At 59.8% G+C, this 16,621-nt stretch carries 14 protein-coding genes and 1 pseudogene; 13 read left to right on the forward strand and 2 right to left on the reverse strand.

Annotation, left to right across the window (positions count from 1 at the left end):
• Positions 1-375 precede the first annotated feature (375 nt).
• From M0D67_RS37185 to M0D67_RS37245, 13 genes are all read left to right on the forward strand, one after another.
• Positions 376-798, forward strand: coding sequence for a hypothetical protein (locus M0D67_RS37185; protein ID WP_266242209.1), 423 nt, complete (start codon positions 376-378; stop codon positions 796-798).
• 321 nt (positions 799-1,119) lie between these two features.
• Positions 1,120-1,566 (forward strand): Cu(I)-responsive transcriptional regulator, encoded by a 447-nt coding sequence (gene cueR / locus M0D67_RS37190; RefSeq protein WP_266242210.1) that lies wholly within the window; start codon positions 1,120-1,122, stop codon positions 1,564-1,566.
• Positions 1,567-2,181: 615 nt separating this feature from the next.
• Positions 2,182-2,469, forward strand: a complete 288-nt coding sequence (locus M0D67_RS37195) for a hypothetical protein (RefSeq protein ID WP_266242211.1) — start codon at positions 2,182-2,184, stop codon at positions 2,467-2,469.
• 56 nt (positions 2,470-2,525) lie between these two features.
• The gene (locus tag M0D67_RS37200) at positions 2,526-2,771 is read left to right on the forward strand and encodes a DUF2933 domain-containing protein (RefSeq protein WP_266242212.1); all 246 of its coding nucleotides are present in this window, start codon (positions 2,526-2,528) and stop codon (positions 2,769-2,771) included.
• A 306-nt stretch (positions 2,772-3,077) separates the two neighbouring features.
• Positions 3,078-3,536: a Cu(I)-responsive transcriptional regulator gene (cueR, locus tag M0D67_RS37205; RefSeq protein ID WP_266242228.1), complete on the forward strand. Its 459-nt coding sequence runs from the start codon at positions 3,078-3,080 to the stop codon at positions 3,534-3,536.
• 78 nt (positions 3,537-3,614) lie between these two features.
• On the forward strand, positions 3,615-3,815 hold the full coding sequence (locus M0D67_RS37210) for a heavy-metal-associated domain-containing protein (protein ID WP_266242213.1): 201 nt from the start codon (positions 3,615-3,617) through the stop codon (positions 3,813-3,815).
• Positions 3,816-4,000: 185 nt separating this feature from the next.
• Positions 4,001-4,660 carry a peroxiredoxin gene (locus M0D67_RS37215; protein ID WP_266242214.1) on the forward strand — a complete coding sequence of 220 codons (660 nt, stop codon included), beginning with the start codon at positions 4,001-4,003 and terminating at the stop codon, positions 4,658-4,660.
• A 165-nt stretch (positions 4,661-4,825) separates the two neighbouring features.
• On the forward strand, positions 4,826-5,443 hold the full coding sequence (locus tag M0D67_RS37220; RefSeq protein ID WP_266242215.1) for a class I SAM-dependent methyltransferase: 618 nt from the start codon (positions 4,826-4,828) through the stop codon (positions 5,441-5,443).
• Between the two features lie 717 nt (positions 5,444-6,160).
• Positions 6,161-6,583: a hypothetical protein gene (locus tag M0D67_RS37225; protein WP_266242216.1), complete on the forward strand. Its 423-nt coding sequence runs from the start codon at positions 6,161-6,163 to the stop codon at positions 6,581-6,583.
• A 54-nt stretch (positions 6,584-6,637) separates the two neighbouring features.
• Positions 6,638-6,826: a hypothetical protein gene (locus M0D67_RS37230; protein ID WP_266242217.1), complete on the forward strand. Its 189-nt coding sequence runs from the start codon at positions 6,638-6,640 to the stop codon at positions 6,824-6,826.
• A gap of 217 nt (positions 6,827-7,043) precedes the next feature.
• Entirely contained in the window at positions 7,044-7,298 is a 255-nt protein-coding gene (locus tag M0D67_RS37235) for a hypothetical protein (RefSeq protein WP_266242218.1), read from the forward strand.
• 489 nt (positions 7,299-7,787) lie between these two features.
• On the forward strand, positions 7,788-8,312 hold the full coding sequence (locus M0D67_RS37240; protein ID WP_266242219.1) for a DUF2844 domain-containing protein: 525 nt from the start codon (positions 7,788-7,790) through the stop codon (positions 8,310-8,312).
• 12 nt (positions 8,313-8,324) lie between these two features.
• Positions 8,325-9,584, forward strand: a complete 1,260-nt coding sequence (locus tag M0D67_RS37245) for a DUF3443 family protein (RefSeq protein WP_266242220.1) — start codon at positions 8,325-8,327, stop codon at positions 9,582-9,584.
• Positions 9,585-9,710: 126 nt separating this feature from the next.
• Here M0D67_RS37245 and M0D67_RS37250 read toward each other — a convergent pair whose 3' ends face one another.
• Both M0D67_RS37250 and M0D67_RS42170 read right to left on the reverse strand, forming a co-directional pair.
• Positions 9,711-12,395: an autotransporter domain-containing protein gene (locus tag M0D67_RS37250; protein ID WP_266242221.1), complete on the reverse strand. Its 2,685-nt coding sequence runs from the start codon at positions 12,393-12,395 to the stop codon at positions 9,711-9,713.
• A 258-nt stretch (positions 12,396-12,653) separates the two neighbouring features.
• Positions 12,654-16,610 (reverse strand): annotated as a pseudogene (locus M0D67_RS42170) (beta strand repeat-containing protein); the annotation flags it as partial.
• Positions 16,611-16,621 lie beyond the last annotated feature (11 nt).

The raw sequence follows: 16,621 nt of genomic DNA on the forward strand, positions 1-16,621 counted from the left end.
TGGCGGCAACGTGTCGGATGTGAGCACGTCCACGCAGGACGGCAGCCGTGCCAGCAATACATGCTGTCGCGCACGGCGAATGACCACGAGGTGGGAAGGGCATGGAGGCCTCCGAACGGGTGAGCGGGATCGCGTGCCAGCTTGCGCAAGGCACGACCAACGTTCAGCCGTCAGGGGCTACGTGCGAAAAACCTGGAACAGGATTCGAGGAGGGGGAGGCGCCGATATCATGATCGGCTCGAACTGCGCGGGCAGGTGCTGCTGGACGGCCAGTTCGGGTATCGCGGAGCCGCCCCAGATGAGCGGCAGCCAGGCGAGCGGTGACGGCGCCGGTTGTCCGGCATGATCAGGCTGGGCCGAATTGTCGCAGTGAGCATGGCAAACCGCGGCAGTGTGATGATCGCGGAGATCACCGTGTCCATCAGAGGCGACGGCCGTTACCGTCTGGTGTGTCGACGTGGAATGCGGTGTTGTTGCGCAGGCATACGCCGCGACCCACATCTGGCTGAAGAACAGCGCGATGAGCAGCGTTATGACAGTAAACGTACGCTTGGTGCGGCGGCGCATGAGTCGGGTCAGGCCTCGCGTTGGGGGAGGGTCAACGCACCCGGCACGCCGGCAAACCATCGCGTGGGACATGCGAATTCGCTTGCAGCAGGTCCGGCCATCCGGTCCCCGGATTGCACAGTCGTCGCCTTCATTGTTATCGCACTCTGCATTATTTTCATCTCTTGGGGCGGCATGATTGCCGTGATTCTGGCCATCCGGATCGCCCTCGAAGAGGGCAACGCCGACTGATGACATTCACAGGCGTCCACTGTCTTGCCGTGCCTGCACACCGCGTAATCGAACGATGGAGCGGAGTCTAGACACTCCCACCGCTGGAGTGTCAAGGGGGCAGGTCAAGGTCTTTTTTGATGGGGCAATTCCCTCAAAAAACCTTGACATTCCCGTAACTGGAAGGTCTAGAGTGAAATCAGGTTGGAACGGCGCAGGACGCAAACGGCGTCGCGGGCTTTCCCTCGGGTCGCTCTGTCGGAGCGTGGGGCGCATAGCGTTTAAATGCCGCTCCGGCGATGTTGTTAGCAAGCCGCGGCAATGGAATAGGTGAGGTGTGGAATGAATATCGGACAGGCGGCCAGCGCATCGGGTGTTTCGGCAAAGATGATCCGATACTACGAAAGTATCGACCTGGTACAGGTCGCTGCGCGATCCGACAGTGGTTACCGGACGTACGGTGACAGCGACGTTCACGTGCTGCGTTTCATCCGGCAAGCACGCACGCTGGGATTCCCCATCGAGCAGATCAGGCAACTGCTTTCGTTATGGCAGGATCGGGATCGCGCGAGCGCGGAAGTCAAGGCGATCACGACACGGCACATCGGCGAACTGGACGCCCGCATTGCCGAGCTCGTCATAATGCGCGACACGCTCTCCTATCTCGCGCGGCATTGCTCGGGCGACAGACGGCCTCACTGTCCGATTCTGGAAGGGATCAGCCGCCCCGATATCCGGCAGATACTGGATCATAAAACCGCCGACCGCGGTGCGGCGCTCGCATCATGATGCGAGTCCGGGTACAAGCATCGCCTGATTGAAGTCATTATTCTGAGTCTGAACCGACACGTGAAACACGCCGTTAAATTGATACTGTATCTGCTGATCGCCTGGCTGCCCCTGGCGGGCTTTGCCGCGTCGGTATCAATTTGTCCGGATATGTCAGGCGCTATGAGCGCATCGCCTACGACGATGCACCAACCGGCAGTGCAGCATACGGCAGCCCCGGCTGGCGCGACCCACGCGGCCACTCCCGTATCAACCATGCACCAGTCCGATTGCCACGGCAGTATCGGCAGCGCTGGCTGCAATCTTGCAGCGATCCCGGCACCCCTGGTGGCGGTGGTCGCCGCCACCGCTATGCCCGTCTACGCGTCATTCGACGCCGCACTTCTTCCGCAATTCATCCCCGACCTTCCGCAGCGCCCCCCTCAGGTTCTGTAGCTCCCTTCGCTGGCATTGGGCGTCAAGACGGTACGCAGGCGTCAACGCGCGCGTACGTCCTCGAGCCGGCACGGTGACATCTCGGCTTGCCGGATTCAGCCAGAGATATTCGTCCGATGCCACGGGGGGTGGACACACGAACTTCAGTTCTCGATTTCTGGAATAACCAAGGAGATTGATATGCATACCAAATACGTGGCTGCTGTGTTGCTCGCCCTTGCGCTGTTGGGGACGAGTGGTTTCAGCTCGGCGGCAGGAACACCGCCATCGGGCATGCACGATCATGGCGGCGCCATGATGGGCGGGGGAATGATGAGCGGTGAGATGATGCGCAGCTGCCCGATGATGGGGCAGCTCCCTCCTGGGAACGAAAGACTCGCCATGCAGATGCACGGGGAAATGATGAAGGCGATGGGCGACATCATGCTCAAGTACGCCGACAAGATCCAGACCCCACCCGCGAAATGACTCGGTAGTGCCTGTTGATTCGGGCAATCGCCGGGCTTTGATTTAGGAGCAATACCATGAAATGCACGAAAACAATGGTTATCACGGGCGTCGCCATGCTGGCTGTCCTGGCGCTCGCCTACGCGGCATTGCCGCAATTCCGGACGTTGGTGCTGGGCCTCGGTCCCTACCTGCTGTTCCTTCTGTGCCCGCTCTCCATGCTTTTCATGATGAAGGGCATGCACTCCAACAAGGACGATCATCGATCGCCTTCGAGCGACACGGCGCAGGATCGGCAGCCCCAATCGCGTATCACCAAGTAGCGATACGCGACGGCTGCCGTGCCGTGCTGGGCGAATGCGCCATCGCGTGCGTTCACCCCGGCAAGAACGCCCATGCGGCATGCTCTCATGACCGCATTGGGAGTACGCGCACGTCGCCGCCTGAACTTTCTCATGACGATGCGGCAGATGTACAACCGGCACATGCAAGACAGGCACGCTCTGGCAGCGAGAGGCCTGGCAGCGTCAGCGTCGTGGGCAATGCACTTCTTCTCAAGTGGTGGCGCTCGCCGAGTGAACGCCACGAACGCGTTTAAATCTATGGATAACCATTGGAGGGGAACAACCATGAACATTGGAGACGCCGCCAAGGCCACTGGCATGTCGGTCAAGATGATCCGGTACTACGAAAGTATTGACCTGATTCAGCCGCACGGGCGCACCGATAAAGGCTATCGGATCTACAAGGATAGCGACGTTCACGTCCTGCGTTTCATCCGGCAAGCGCGCTCGCTCGCCTTTCCCATCGAACACGTCCGGCAGTTGCTGGCCCTGTCGCGCGACGAGGACCGGGCCAGCTCCGACGTCAAGGCCGTTGCCTTGAAACACATCGCGGAACTCAACGCCCAGATAGCCGAATTGACGTCCATGCGCGATTCGCTCGATCAACTCGCGCAGCAATGTGCGGGCGACAGCCGGTCAAGCTGCGCGATTCTGCAAGGCATACAACGGATCGAGGCGGACAACGTCCGCCCCGTTGATTCGGAAACGGATACTTTCATACACGATCGCCGTCCAATGGGCTGAGCATCCTTCCTCCCGACCGCTGGTCGCGTCAATACGTGACAAGACCCACATGCTGGCGTAAAACTGGAGAGCAAGATCATGCAGTTCTCAGTCGATGATATGACCTGTGAGCATTGCGCGCGCGCAATCACGGAGGCCGTGAGGGAAGCAGACCCCGCGGCTTCGGTCACCGTGGATGTTGGTGCGAAATGCGTGACCATCATTTCCGACGTGTCGTCCGGTGAGATGGTCAGAGCCATTTCGGATGCTGGCTATACAGCCGTGATCCGAGCCGGGTAATAGCCGGGTATCGCCGTAGTCGGCGGTTCCCGGCGAAATTCTCATGACGCCGCGGTCACGGGATGGTCATTTCGTTGGAACTGTCGCAACGAATGCTATTGCCGAATATTCGTGATTCTCAACCCGGAGTGCCCGCTGTTTCGCGGCATGGTTACTCCGATTCATACACGTAGTGGAGGTTTGACATGTCGATCCGCATTGGCGAGGAAGCGCCCGATTTCACGGCCGAGACAACTGAAGGAACGATCCGGTTTCACGAGTGGATCGGAGACAAGTGGGCTATTCTGTTCTCGCATCCAAAAGATTTCACCCCCGTTTGCACCACCGAGCTGGGATACATGGCCGGTCTGAAGCCGGAATTCGACAAGCGCAACACCAGGATTATCGGACTCAGCGTCGATCCCGTCAGCGACCATCAAAAATGGGTCGGTGACATCGAAGAAACCCAGGGGCACGCGGTTAACTATCCGATGATCGGCGACGCGGACCTCACGGTCGCGAAGCTCTACGACATGATTCACCCGAACGCGAGCGGCGGACAGCGAAGCGCAGCAGACAATGCCACGGTACGTGCAGTGTTCATCGTCGGGCCCGACAAGAAGGTCAAGGCCATGTTCGTCTATCCGATGAGCGCCGGCCGCAATTTTGATGAGGTGCTGCGCCTGCTCGATGCTCTGCAACTGAACGCGAAACACTCTGTTGCTACTCCGGTAAACTGGAAGCCGGGCGACGACGTCATCATCCCGACGTCCGTTTCCGATGAAGACGCCAGGAAGAAGTATCCGCAGGGCTTCAAGACGCTCAAGCCGTATTTACGGGTTGTAGCGCGCAGCCGAAGTAGGTGAAATCAGACGCACGGTGAGGCGCGGGCGCCGGGGATATCGATGCCCTTTGGGACCGGCGGTGCCCAACGCGTGCACGCGCCCCAAGTAGTACCAAAGGCGGTTCGACGATTGCGGGACGAGCGCACCTCGGACACGCGTCGCTGTATGGGAGAGGGGAGACAGGACATGGGCTTCTACCGCAATGTCGTTCTACCGCATCTTTGCGATCTCGCGATGCGCAATACGTTCCTTGGGCCCTACCGGGAGCGGGTCATCGGTAGGGCCCAAGGCACGGTGCTCGAGATCGGTGCGGGGTCAGGCCTGAACTTGCCGCTGTACGAAGCGGGCGTGAGAGAGGTTCTCGCACTCGAGCCCGATCCTAGGCTCATGGCTATGGCGCGGCGCAACGCGAAGCAGGCGAGGCGACCGGTGACTTTTCTGGACGCTTCGGCAGAAGCCATCCCGCTGGAAGACAGAAGCGTTGATACGGTCGTCACCACCTGGACCCTTTGCACGATCCCGGAGGCGCTTCGTGCGCTGGAAGAAATGCGCCGCGTGCTGAAACCAGACGGGCACCTGCTCTTCGTCGAGCACGGTCTCGCGCCGGACGAACGCGTGTGTAAATGGCAGAACCGCTTGACGCCCGCCTGGAAGTGCATCAGCGGCGGTTGCCATCTGAATCGGCCTATTGCGCTCATGATTGAGAGCGGCGGCTTCGTCATTGACCACCTCGACACGGGTTACGCGCCCGGCCCGAAGTCGATGAGCTTTCTGTACGAGGGACGCGCTCGACCCAACCGATAGCCTGTTCCCCGCAGCGGGCGTTCGGCGAGAAAAGAGACGCGCGAGCATGACGCTTGCGGGCATGAGCAATGACGTCTCGATTTTGTCCACGAGGTTGTGTCAAACTGTTTTGTCGCAAGATATCTTCTCGGATCGCTTTGAGTTGATATCGTGTCAAACTCTATTTCGAAGGAGCGCGATCACGTGAGTCGCTAGGTGACTGATTTTATTGATTGCGTTGTGTCTAACTCTATTGTTCGTTCACAGATGCGCAGGGCGACGCAGTCCGCGAAACTGAATCCCGCTTTGTCGCGTGGTGGGTGTGGTTTAGGCTGCGCAACTTCGACTACACGGCACATGACCGACGGTCGTGGGTAGAAGACGAATCGAGCTGGCTGCGTTGTGGCGATTTGCCAGCGGCGAAGCGAGTTGGCAAACCATAGGAAAAGGAGCGAAAGCGATGAAGCTATGCAAGGCCCCGGACAACTGCAAGGCATCAGACATTGTTGGAAAGGTCAAATGCTGTCTCGTCGGGCCGCAATGGGAAGAGACCGACAGAAAAATCGTCGGCGATCTAGATTACGCTCGCGAGAAATGCGCGCGGTGTGGATTAACAGACGACCTCCGCTGAGTTTGCGACAATTCCTGAGTATCAGTAGGCAGCGGAAAAGCCGCCACGTGGAATGCCCATAGGCCGCGAGCTGCGCGTCGCCACTCTTTAAACTGGAACAAAACACTATGAAAAAACTAACTCTGGCTGCTGGACTGATGACGGTCGCAATTGCTGCCAAAGCGGAGCTTCCCCCGGACTCTGGATCGGATTGGAGGGCTGTTCAGTGGAGCCCTAACCAAGTGAATGGGCTCTACGTGGATGCGAACTCCATTGCGCTTCGAAACGATGGACGCGTGAGTTACTGGGAGCGCCGCACAGTGACAGCACCGGAAGGCAAAGTTGCTGTGATCGAATATCAGCGCGTCGGTGCGTGTGGTGGCGATTCAACGTGGATTCAGGCGTCACGCCTGTACGACAAAGCGGGTGCGCAAGTCGGATCGCGGTCCGAAACCCCAAAAGTTGCCGTCGCTTTTTCGAGAGAACCTGACGAGCAAGCTGTCCTGGGCGTCGCCTGTTCATTGTTGAAGGCTCGGCCTGTTGCTGGTTAGGTTGGACCGGCTGAATGGTCTCCCACGGGTTCAATCCAGAAAGGACTGCTCAGAATGACGAAAGTGAAGTGGACGTTTGCCGAGATTGTCAAGGAGCTTTCGTGGGGGCAAACCATTGGGGCCAAGATGAACCGTGCTCTTTCAATGCTGGGTGCGTATCCGGGTAACGACAACCTCTGGATACTTGAACCGGTCGAATATCAGATCGCGGCATGCCTCGCCATTCAGCAAGTGGGCGAATAGCCGGGAAACCATAGTGACCGCACAAACCACATTGACTAAAGAGGCGATTAGCCTGCTCAGCACGACACGTCCCGGTGCGGTTCGTACGGCTAACAACATGATTCGGTTTTCGTGCTGTTTCCTGTCACCCGCGTTTGACAGTCCGTTATGTGAGTCGTTGTATGTCGAACTTACCCAGTTGGAAACGGCGGTTCGCGAAGTGCTTGAGGTCGTTTAAATGAGTGAAGAAAAGCGTGGTCGTGGACGCCCAGCGTCCCTGACACCAGAGCGACGACAGGAACAGCTTAGAGCGGGCAAGGTGGCTCACCGCGAGCGTGTGGCCAACGTCGGCAAGGTCCGCCTCGACGCAGCGGTAGAGGCCCGTTCCAAGGCGTTTTTGGAGGCATATCGTAAACAACACGGGCTGCGTAACTTAGGCGCTGCGCTCGATGCGATTCTGGCCGAATATATGTTGACCGGGAAACATAAATAACTGAAAATTCCTCATGGTCGGCGTGCATGTGCCGATAACAGATGCATAGCGAGGAACAGCATGGCTAACGTCGAAAGGACAAAGGCGTTTCGCGAAGAGCTCATCACTCTGGTGAACACACAGATCTCAAGCTGAGTGACCTGTGGACAAGCGAACCAGCTGAGAGTGTTTCAAGCAAAACCCCTGGTAACCGGATCGCCCCTTGATTTGATGAAGATCGTATTTGCCGATGGGGTTAGGCGCGCGTTCGAGCGAGACCCGATTTCCAGGACGTGGGAGAAAGTCTTGGCCATGGATCCAACGATCCGAGATTGACCACGGAAAGGCGGAACTTTCAGACCGATATATTTCAATGCATTTGTTCCACCAGTAGAATAATCAATGGCCAAAGGATTCTATCTATTCGTTTTGAACAAATAGAATCCAATAAAAACGGGGAAATAAGAAGTGATTCAATCATATGCAGTGTCAGGAGCAACGATACGGCGGATGCTCGATCGGGCTGTCATTGTGGCGGTCATGCCGGTGAGCCTTTTTGCCGCGACCTTCGCACATGCGGCTCTGGGCAGCTTTCCTCTCAGCGGCGGAAGTGCTCACGTGCAGTCGGCAGTTCTGGCATCACCCAGAGCAGCGATCAGCGCCCGAAGCTACAGCGCATCGGGCGCCTCGTCGGCAAACAGCGGGGCAACATCTGCATACAGCGTGAACACCGTCACCCTGGAATCGGGAACTGTTGTCCGCGAATTCGTCGCCAAGGCGAACAATTTGGTATTTGCGGTCGCCTGGACGGGCCCGCGTTTGCCAAACCTCGACGTATTGCTGGGAAGCTACTTTAGCCGTTTCTCAAAAGCCAAACTCTCCGACCCGGGTCTTCATTCAGCAGGGCCGTCGCAGCGCGGATTGTCTTCATCCGATCTGGTTGTGCAGTCGTACGGACACGCCGGCGACTTTCAAGGCTATGCCTATCTTCCGGCCGCCGTGCCGTCTGGCGTTTCCCTGTCCGATATCCGATAAGCGAGGACTACCATGAAGAAGATGCTTTTAGCATGGCTGCTGGCACTCGCCATTGCGGGATGTGGTGGCGGTGGTGGCGGCACGGCACCATCGACACAGACTGGCAGCTCAAGCGGCAACTCAACGGTTCAGCAACCTGCGACGACTACGACCGCACTGGCTCAGAACACGGTGGCGGTTACAGTTGACTCGACGTATGCGCAGCTCAACACGCCGTACGTCACGTTGACGGTTTGCGCTCCAGGCACTAGCAACTGCACCACGATCGATCATGTGCTTGTAGACACCGGTTCGACCGGTCTACGCCTGCTGCGCTCAGCTCTTCCTTCGTCTTTGGGGCTTGCGAATTCAACAAACCCGAATACGGGACTGCCGCTTGCTGAATGTTCGGAGTTCGGTTCTGGTCACTCGTGGGGTCCGATTTCATCGGTCGATCTGAAAATAGCCGGTGAAACTGCGTCTTCGCTCCCGATCCAGATCATCGATGACTCATTCGCGACCGTGCCGGCCGATTGTGCAGGCTTTGGTGCGGACATGGCAGCAAACGGCGCACAGTCCCTTGGCGCAAAAGGGATTCTGGGCGTCAGTTCATTGCGGCGGGACTGCAACAGCCTCTGCTTATCAGTCGCGCAGACCATCTATTACGACTGCGTGGGGCAAATCTGCCATGCGGTGACGATGCCGATATCAGACCAGGTGCCGAATCCGGCCACGCGGTTCGCAAGCGACAATAATGGAGTGGTGTTGACCTTTCCTGGTATTCCGGCAACCGGGAGTGCTCTGGTAACGGGGACCATGACCTTTGGTATCGACACGCAACCCGACAACACGATGGCGTCGTCCCTCACGCAGCTGACTCATTCCGATAGCGCTTTGAGCGCTTCGTACGGCGGCCAAACCATGAACGGGATCATCGATAGCGGTTCCGGTGCGTATTTCTTCCCTGACGCGACCATCACACAGTGCCCAACGACGTTCTCATCGCAAGCCTACTATTGTCCGACTTCCGCGTTAACGTTGACGGCTGCCCTTGGCGGGTCAAACGGCAGCATGATAACTGGCGTGACGTTTTCGATCGCCAACGCCATGAGCACGATGGTGAACAACAGTTTCGTGGCTTATAACAACATCGGCGTCGATACGAACCTGTTCGGTCAGGCGTATCTCGACCTGGGTATGCCATTTTTCTACGGAAAGACGATTTATTTCGGAATCCAGAGCAACGACATACTGGATTTGGGAACGATGCCGTATTGGGCGATCCAGTCCTAGCTTTAGGGCCTGTGGCGTAGGTCAATCAGAGAGGGCGCTGCGGTAGCGCGACCTGAAAAAACAAGCCGGGAACCAAGCGATGCATCTTGCGTGGTTTCCCGGCTTGTCAACGCATCGAGTGATTCGTCACCACTTCCACTGGACGCCGACGCGCACACCGTAGTCTTCGGTGTGGGACCCGATTTCACCGTTGACGTTGCCATAGACCGTCGTGCGAGGGGAGACCTGCCACGATGCACCGAGGGAGGCTCGCACAACATCACGATCCGCGGGTGTTGCAAATGCCTTCCAGGATTGGTCGGGGTTGCTCGAGAGTGCGGCCACCACCGAGCGTCCTGTACCGGTCAGGCGATGCTCCCAAGCGAAGCTGGTCTGCATCTGGATAGGGCGGTTCAACAGACTGCCAGAGTTGCCCGTAAACCGGACGCCCAGTACGCTGGATACCATGTTATCGCTGGCATTCTGGACGTTCAGGTCGAACATGTCACTGCCGGTTTCACGGTAGCCGTTCTGTGCGTAATGCGCGGCTCGTACGCCGAGGTAGGGCTGAACGGTGCCGAGAGTAGCTTGCAGGTTAAGCCCGGTTTCACCGTAGACTGCCTCACTGAGGGTATCGAACGAAGCTTTCGCTGTTCCTGAAAGCGGCCCGACAGTGACAGTACGGGACGTGCCGTTGTTCCAGTATCCAACTCCGGCCATACCAAACAGATAGACCGCGGTGTGTTCCGGCGTGTAAGCCCCGTAGACCGCAACCTGCGCACCATTAATGTAGGAATTAGCGTTCCTGTCCGTGAAATCGACCACGTCATTGTTGGCAATCAAGGCGGCGCCGACCCGTGTCGTTGGCTTGATCTGATGGTCGTAGCCAATAGACAGGCTCGCCGATCTGTCCTGCCACGCAGTGGACCCAAGGGAGCCATTCGCGACTGTGCTGTCATGCTCAGCTGCAGCTGACACCCACAACCCGTTCGGCTTGTCGGAGCCTGCTGCAGCCATACGGTCGGCAATTACGCCCTGCGCCTGCGCGACCCGGTCTTCAGCAATCTGGCGCGATACGGCCGACTCATCGCCTGACAACTGATCCAGGGCGTTCGATGCCTCCGGGTTAGACGCGACGAGCAACTGCTTGGTAATGGCGTTTCCAACATTCCCGTTGCCAGCGTAGATCCGGTTGAGCGCGCTGGCGACATTACTTTCGTTGACAGTGGCTCCCGGCAAGACGAATCCCGTTTGCGAGAACGTTGAGTTCGCGCTCAGTTGCATATTGACAAAGCCCGGCTGGTAAGTGAGCACCGGCGTCAGGTAGGCGAGGTTGCTGGTCGGCTGGACGAAACTGCCGGTTTCAGTGCCGGAATAATGCACGAGCGTATAGATGATGCCCGGCGAATAGGCGCCGTCCTGAGCGGTGACAACCATTTTCGTGCCGCTGGCGATCGTGAGGTTACCGGTCACAGTGAGGACGCCGACCTGTCCGCCCTTAACCAGAGTCACGTTGTACGTTGATCCCGTGTCGAACGAGACGTTACCGCTGACGTGCAGGCCTGTGCCAGGAGTATCGGCGATGAGCGTGCTTCCTGGTGTCAACTCAAGCGCTCCAAGTACAGAGCCTGTCCCTCCTATCCTTGATGCGTTGGCCTGCAGATGGTCTGCAACGCCGTCAATGATGGCCTGACCGGACGTGACGGTGATATCGCTGGATGAACCACCGGCCAGAAGGTGCGTGGTGCCGCCGGCGAGAACGTTTGTCGCGCTTGCATACCCGCCGGACGACACTATCTGTGTGCCGTAGACCGTGGTCGAAACCGCGATACCGTTTTTGTCGACGAGCTGGAATGCGCTCGCGTTGACGAGCGTCCCGATCGCGGTGCCCCCAGTCGCCACCTCCTGCGTGCCCCCGCTATTGATCGTCGCAGCGTAGGCATAGCCCTCCGGTGCGCCATCGACGTACTGCAGCCCGCCGTCGTTGACCGTGGTTTGTGTCGACGAACCACCGGCCAGGACCATTTCCGTCCCGCCTGAGCTGACGGCGCCATTGCTTAGTACGCCCCCGCTGGAGACGACGAGCGTACCGCCGCCGAGCACGGTGGAGGAGGAGGCATACCCCTGGACAATGACGTTCTCAGTGCTTCCTTCCCGGATGATTGTATTGATCGAGATCGCCCCCGATGCGACGTTCTCCGAAGCCCCGCTATTGAGCGTGGTGCTGACGGACTCGGCGCCTGACAGGAGATTCTGTTGTCCACCGGACATTACATTCGTACCGATGACGTAGCCGCCGCTGCTAACCGTCTGGACGCCGCCGGCGTTGACCGTGGCATTGACGGCCGATGCGCCGTAGTGAATCAGCTGCTGACCGCCGCTGTTGATGTTTGCGCCTATCGTCGTTCCGGCTGAGCGCACGTCTTCCGTACCGCCGCTATTGATCGTTGTGTTGAGCGATGAGCCGCCAGCAAGCACGCCAAGATAGCCACCGTTTTCGACGACGACACCTGACGCCGTGCCCCTGTTTACCGAGAACGTGCGGGAGGTGCCGGCCGAGACGTATGTGCCCGCCACCTCGGAGAGGGTGGTGAGGCGCAGATCGGCACCATTGTTTTGCACGATGCCGGTTGCAGTTGCGCCATCGGCGATGACGAGCTCGCCTCCGCTGTTGACGCGCGTGTTGACCGCGATACCGGCCGCCAGTACACCCAGGTAGCCGCTATTCTCGATGACAACACCGGAAGCACTGTTGTTCCCGATCGAGAAATGGCTCGAGGTCGCGCCCGACACGTACACGCCAGAGACAAGTGAGAGAGTCGTGGCGCTCATTTCACCGCCTGCCTGTTGCACCACGTTCGTGGCGCTGCCACCCGTGCGGACATCCAGCAGGCCTGCACTTTTGACGAGAACGTCGTTCTGGGACGCTGCGGAAGACACCACGTCGACTGCTCCGCTGTTGACAACAATCTGGCTGACGGTGCCACCGCTACCCGTACTGATGGATCCGCCACTGCTCACGTTGGTGCCACTTGCATTCCCTCCGCTCGATACGGTCAACGTCCCTCCGCTGCTGACGGTTGTGCTTGTCGCGGTGCCGCCGGAGGAGACCACCTCGTTGCCGCCGCTGCTGATGTTCGTGTCGACCGAAGACCCGCCACTCGATATCGTCTGTGTGCCGCCGCTGTCGACCGTGGTGCTGGTCGCCGTGCCACCGGAGGCGACTACCTGGTTGCCGCCGCTGCCGACGGTGGTATCGACCGATGAACCGCCACTCGAAACCGTTTGAGTGCCGCCGCTGCTGACGGTCGTGCTGGTTGCGGTACCACCGGAGGAGACCACCTCGTTGCCACCGCTGCTGACTGTGGTATCGACCGACGAGCCGCCGCTCGAAATTGTCTGGGTGCCGCCGCTGCTGACCGTTGTACTGGTCGCAATGCCACCGGAGGAGACCACTTCGTTGCCACCGCTGCTGACAGTCGTATCGACCGACGAGCCACCGCTCGAAATCGTCAGCGTGCCGCCCCCGCTGACGGTCGTACTGGTCGCGGTGCCCCCGGACGAAACCACTTCGTTGCCGCCACTGCTGACCGTTGTGTCAACGGACGAGCCGCCGCTCGAAATCGTTTGTGTGCCGCCGCTGTCGACCGTTGTGCTGGTTGCGATACCGCCGGAGGAGACCACCTCGTTGCCGCCACTGCTGACGGTAGTATCGACCGATGAGCCACCGCTCGAGATCGTCTGGGTGCCGCCGCTACTGACCGTTGTGCTGGTCGCAATGCCTCCCGAAGACACCATTTCATTGCCGCCGCTACTGACGGTGGTATCGACCGACGAGCCGCCGCTCGAAATAGTCAGAGTGCCTCCGCCGTCAACCGTTGTACTGGTCGCGGTGCCGCCCGACGAGACAATTTCGTTGCCACCGCTGCTGACGGTGGTATCGACCGACGAGCCACCACTCGAAATCGTCTGGGTGCCGCCGCTGTCGACCGTGGTGCTAGTTGCCGTACCACCTGAGGAGACGACTTCGCTGCCGCCGCTGCTGACAGTGGTATCGACCGACGAGCCGCCACTCGAAATCGTCTGGGTGCCGCCGTTGTCAACCGTGGTGCTGGTTGCCGTGCCACCGGAGGAGACGACTTCGTTGCCGCCGCTGCTAACCGTGGTATCGACCGATGAGCCACCGCCTGAGATCGTCAGGGCGCCGCCGGCGTCGACCGTGGTGCTGGTAGCGGTACCGCCGGAGGAGACGATTTCATTGCCGCCGCTGCTGACGGTGGTATCGACTGACGAGCCACCGCTCGAAATCGTCTGCGTACCACCGTTGTCGACCGTCGTGCTTGTCGCCACGCCTCCGGCCGACACCACTTCATTTCCGCCGCTGCTAACCGTGGTGTCGATCGACGAACCGCCGCTTGAAATCGTCTGTGTGCCGCCGCCGTCTACGATGGTGCCGATCGCGGTGCCTCCGGAGGAGACTGTTTCGTTGCCTCCGCTGCTGACAGTGGTACCGATCGACGAGCCGCCGGAGGAGACCACTTCAACGCCTCCGCTGCTGACGGTGGCGTCAATGGACGAGCCTCCGCCCGAAATCGTCTGCGACCCGCCAGCGCTGACCGTCGTGCTGGTCGCCGTGCCCCCGGACGAGACCACTTCATTCCCACCGCTACTGACGGTGGTATCGATCGACGAAGCGCCGCTTGAAATCGTCTGTGTGCCGCCGCCGTCTACAATGGTGCCGATCGCCGTGCCTCCGGAGGAGACGGTTTCGTTGCCGCCGCTGCTGACAGTGGTATCGACCGACGAGCCGCCGGAGGAGACCACATCAATACCTCCGCTGCTGACTGTGGTGTCAACGGACGAACCGCCGTTCGAAATGGTCTGCGTGCCGCCACTGCTGACGGTCGTGCTGATGGCGGTCCCGCCTGAGGAGACGATTTCGTTGCCGCCGCCGCTCACAATCGTGTCAACCGACGAGCCGCCGCTGGATACAATTTCATCACCGCCGCTGTTCACGTGCGTGTTGATGGTGACGCCACCGTTATCGACGATTTGCTGGCCACCGCCGTTGATCGCTGCGTCAACAGCGGATCCTGCTGACAGTACGTGCTGGGTGCCGCTGTTGTTGATCGTGGAACTCGTTGCTACGCCCGCGGATGAGATAGTCTCGGAACCACCGCTATTAATGGTTGTGTCGGTTGAGGTTCCACCTGCGAGGACGGTCAGGGCCCCTCCGTTTTCCACCACCACACCGCTTGCGTTGTTGTCGGCGATTGTAAAAGTGGAGGAAGTGCCGCTGGATACGTAGGTTCCGGATACATTGGCGGAGGTGTTGGTCACGATCGCCGCGCCGCTGTTTTGCGTCACGCCTGTGGCGGTGCCACCTCCCTCTACATCGAGCGCTCCGCCGCTGTTGACGGTGGTATTAGTGGACGAGCCGCCAGTCTGGACCGTTTGTTGGGCACCACCGCTTACGGTGGTACCGGTTGCTGCGCCACCGCTGCCGACCGTCTGCTGGCCACCGGCATCAAGCGTCGTGCTTACCGCCGTGCCGCCTGACGAGACGACCTCGTTGCCGCCGCCACTGACCGTCGTATCGATCGACGAACCGCCGGCGACGATGGTTTGTGTGCCACCGCCCTCGACGGTTGTGCCGCTGGCGATCCCACCTGCCGATACGACTTCGCTGCCGCCACTATCAACGATCGTGCCGGTGGAAGCGCCGCCGCTTGAAACGTTTTCGGTCGCGCCGTTCCCGACAGTAGTACTTGTGGCGCTTCCGCCGGACAGAACCGTTTCGGTACCTCCGCTATTCAGGATGCTGCCGATAGCAGAGCCGCCGCTCTGGACAGTCTGGGTCCCGCCGCTGTTGATGGTCGCATCGACAGCTGAGCCACCGTTCGCAACGGTCTGGCTGCCACCGTTGTCAATGGTTGTGCTGGTAGCCGTGCCGCCTGAAGAGACCACTTCGTGGCCACCGCTACTGACAGTGGTATCGACCGACGAGCCGCCGCTCGAAATCGTCTGGGTGCCGCCGCTGCCGACTGTCGTACTGGTCGCAATGCCACCGGAGGAGACCACTTCGTTTCCTCCGCTACTGACCGTTGTATCAACCGACGAGCCGCCGCTCGAAATCGTCAGCGTGCCGCCCCCGCTTACGGTTGTACTGGTCGCGGTGCCCCCGGCCGAAACCACTTCGTTGCCGCCGCTGCTGACGGTCGTGTCGACCGACGAGCCACCATTCGAAATCGTTTGTGTGCCGTCGCTGTCGACCGTAGTGCTGGTGGCGGTGCCCCCGGACGAAACCACCTCGTTGCCGCCACTGCTGACAGTCGTATCGACCGACGAGCCGCCGCTTGAGATTGTCAGGGCGCCACCGTTGCCGACCGTCGTACTCGTCGCAGTGCCGCCGTAGGATACGGTTTCGTTGCCGCCGCTGCTGACGGTGGTATCGACTGACGAGCCACCGCTCGAAATCGTCTGGGTGCCGCCGCTGTCGACCGTAGTGCTGGTGGCGGTACCTACGGACGAAACCACCTCGTTGCCGCCGCTACTCACGGTCGTATCGACTGACGAGCCACCGCTTGAAATTGTCTGGGTGCCGCCGCTGTCGACCGTCGTACTGGTCGCAGTGCCGCCGGAGGAGACGGTTTCGTTGCCGCCGCTGCTGACGGTGGTATCGACCGACGAGCCGCCACTGAAAACCGTCTGCGTGCCACTCGCGCTGACCGTCGTGCTGGTCGCCGTGCCCCCCGACGCGACCACTTCAACGCCTCCGCTGCTGACCGAGGTGTCAACGGACAAGCCTCCGCCCGATATCGTCTGCGTACCACCCGCGCTGACCGTCGTGCTGGTCGCCGTGCCCCCGGACGAGACCACTTCATTCCCACCGCTGCGGACGGTAGTATCGATCGACGAACCGCCGCTTGAAATCGTCTGCGTTCCGCCAGCGCTGACTATCGTGCTGGTCGCCGTTCCGCCGGACGAGACGACCTCGTTGCCGCCGCCACTGACCGTCGTATCGATCGACGAACCGCCGGCGACGATGGTTTGTGTGC

Origin of the sequence: Paraburkholderia sp. SECH4, assembly GCF_030511745.1 — a bacterium.
GTDB lineage: Bacteria > Pseudomonadota > Gammaproteobacteria > Burkholderiales > Burkholderiaceae > Paraburkholderia > Paraburkholderia madseniana.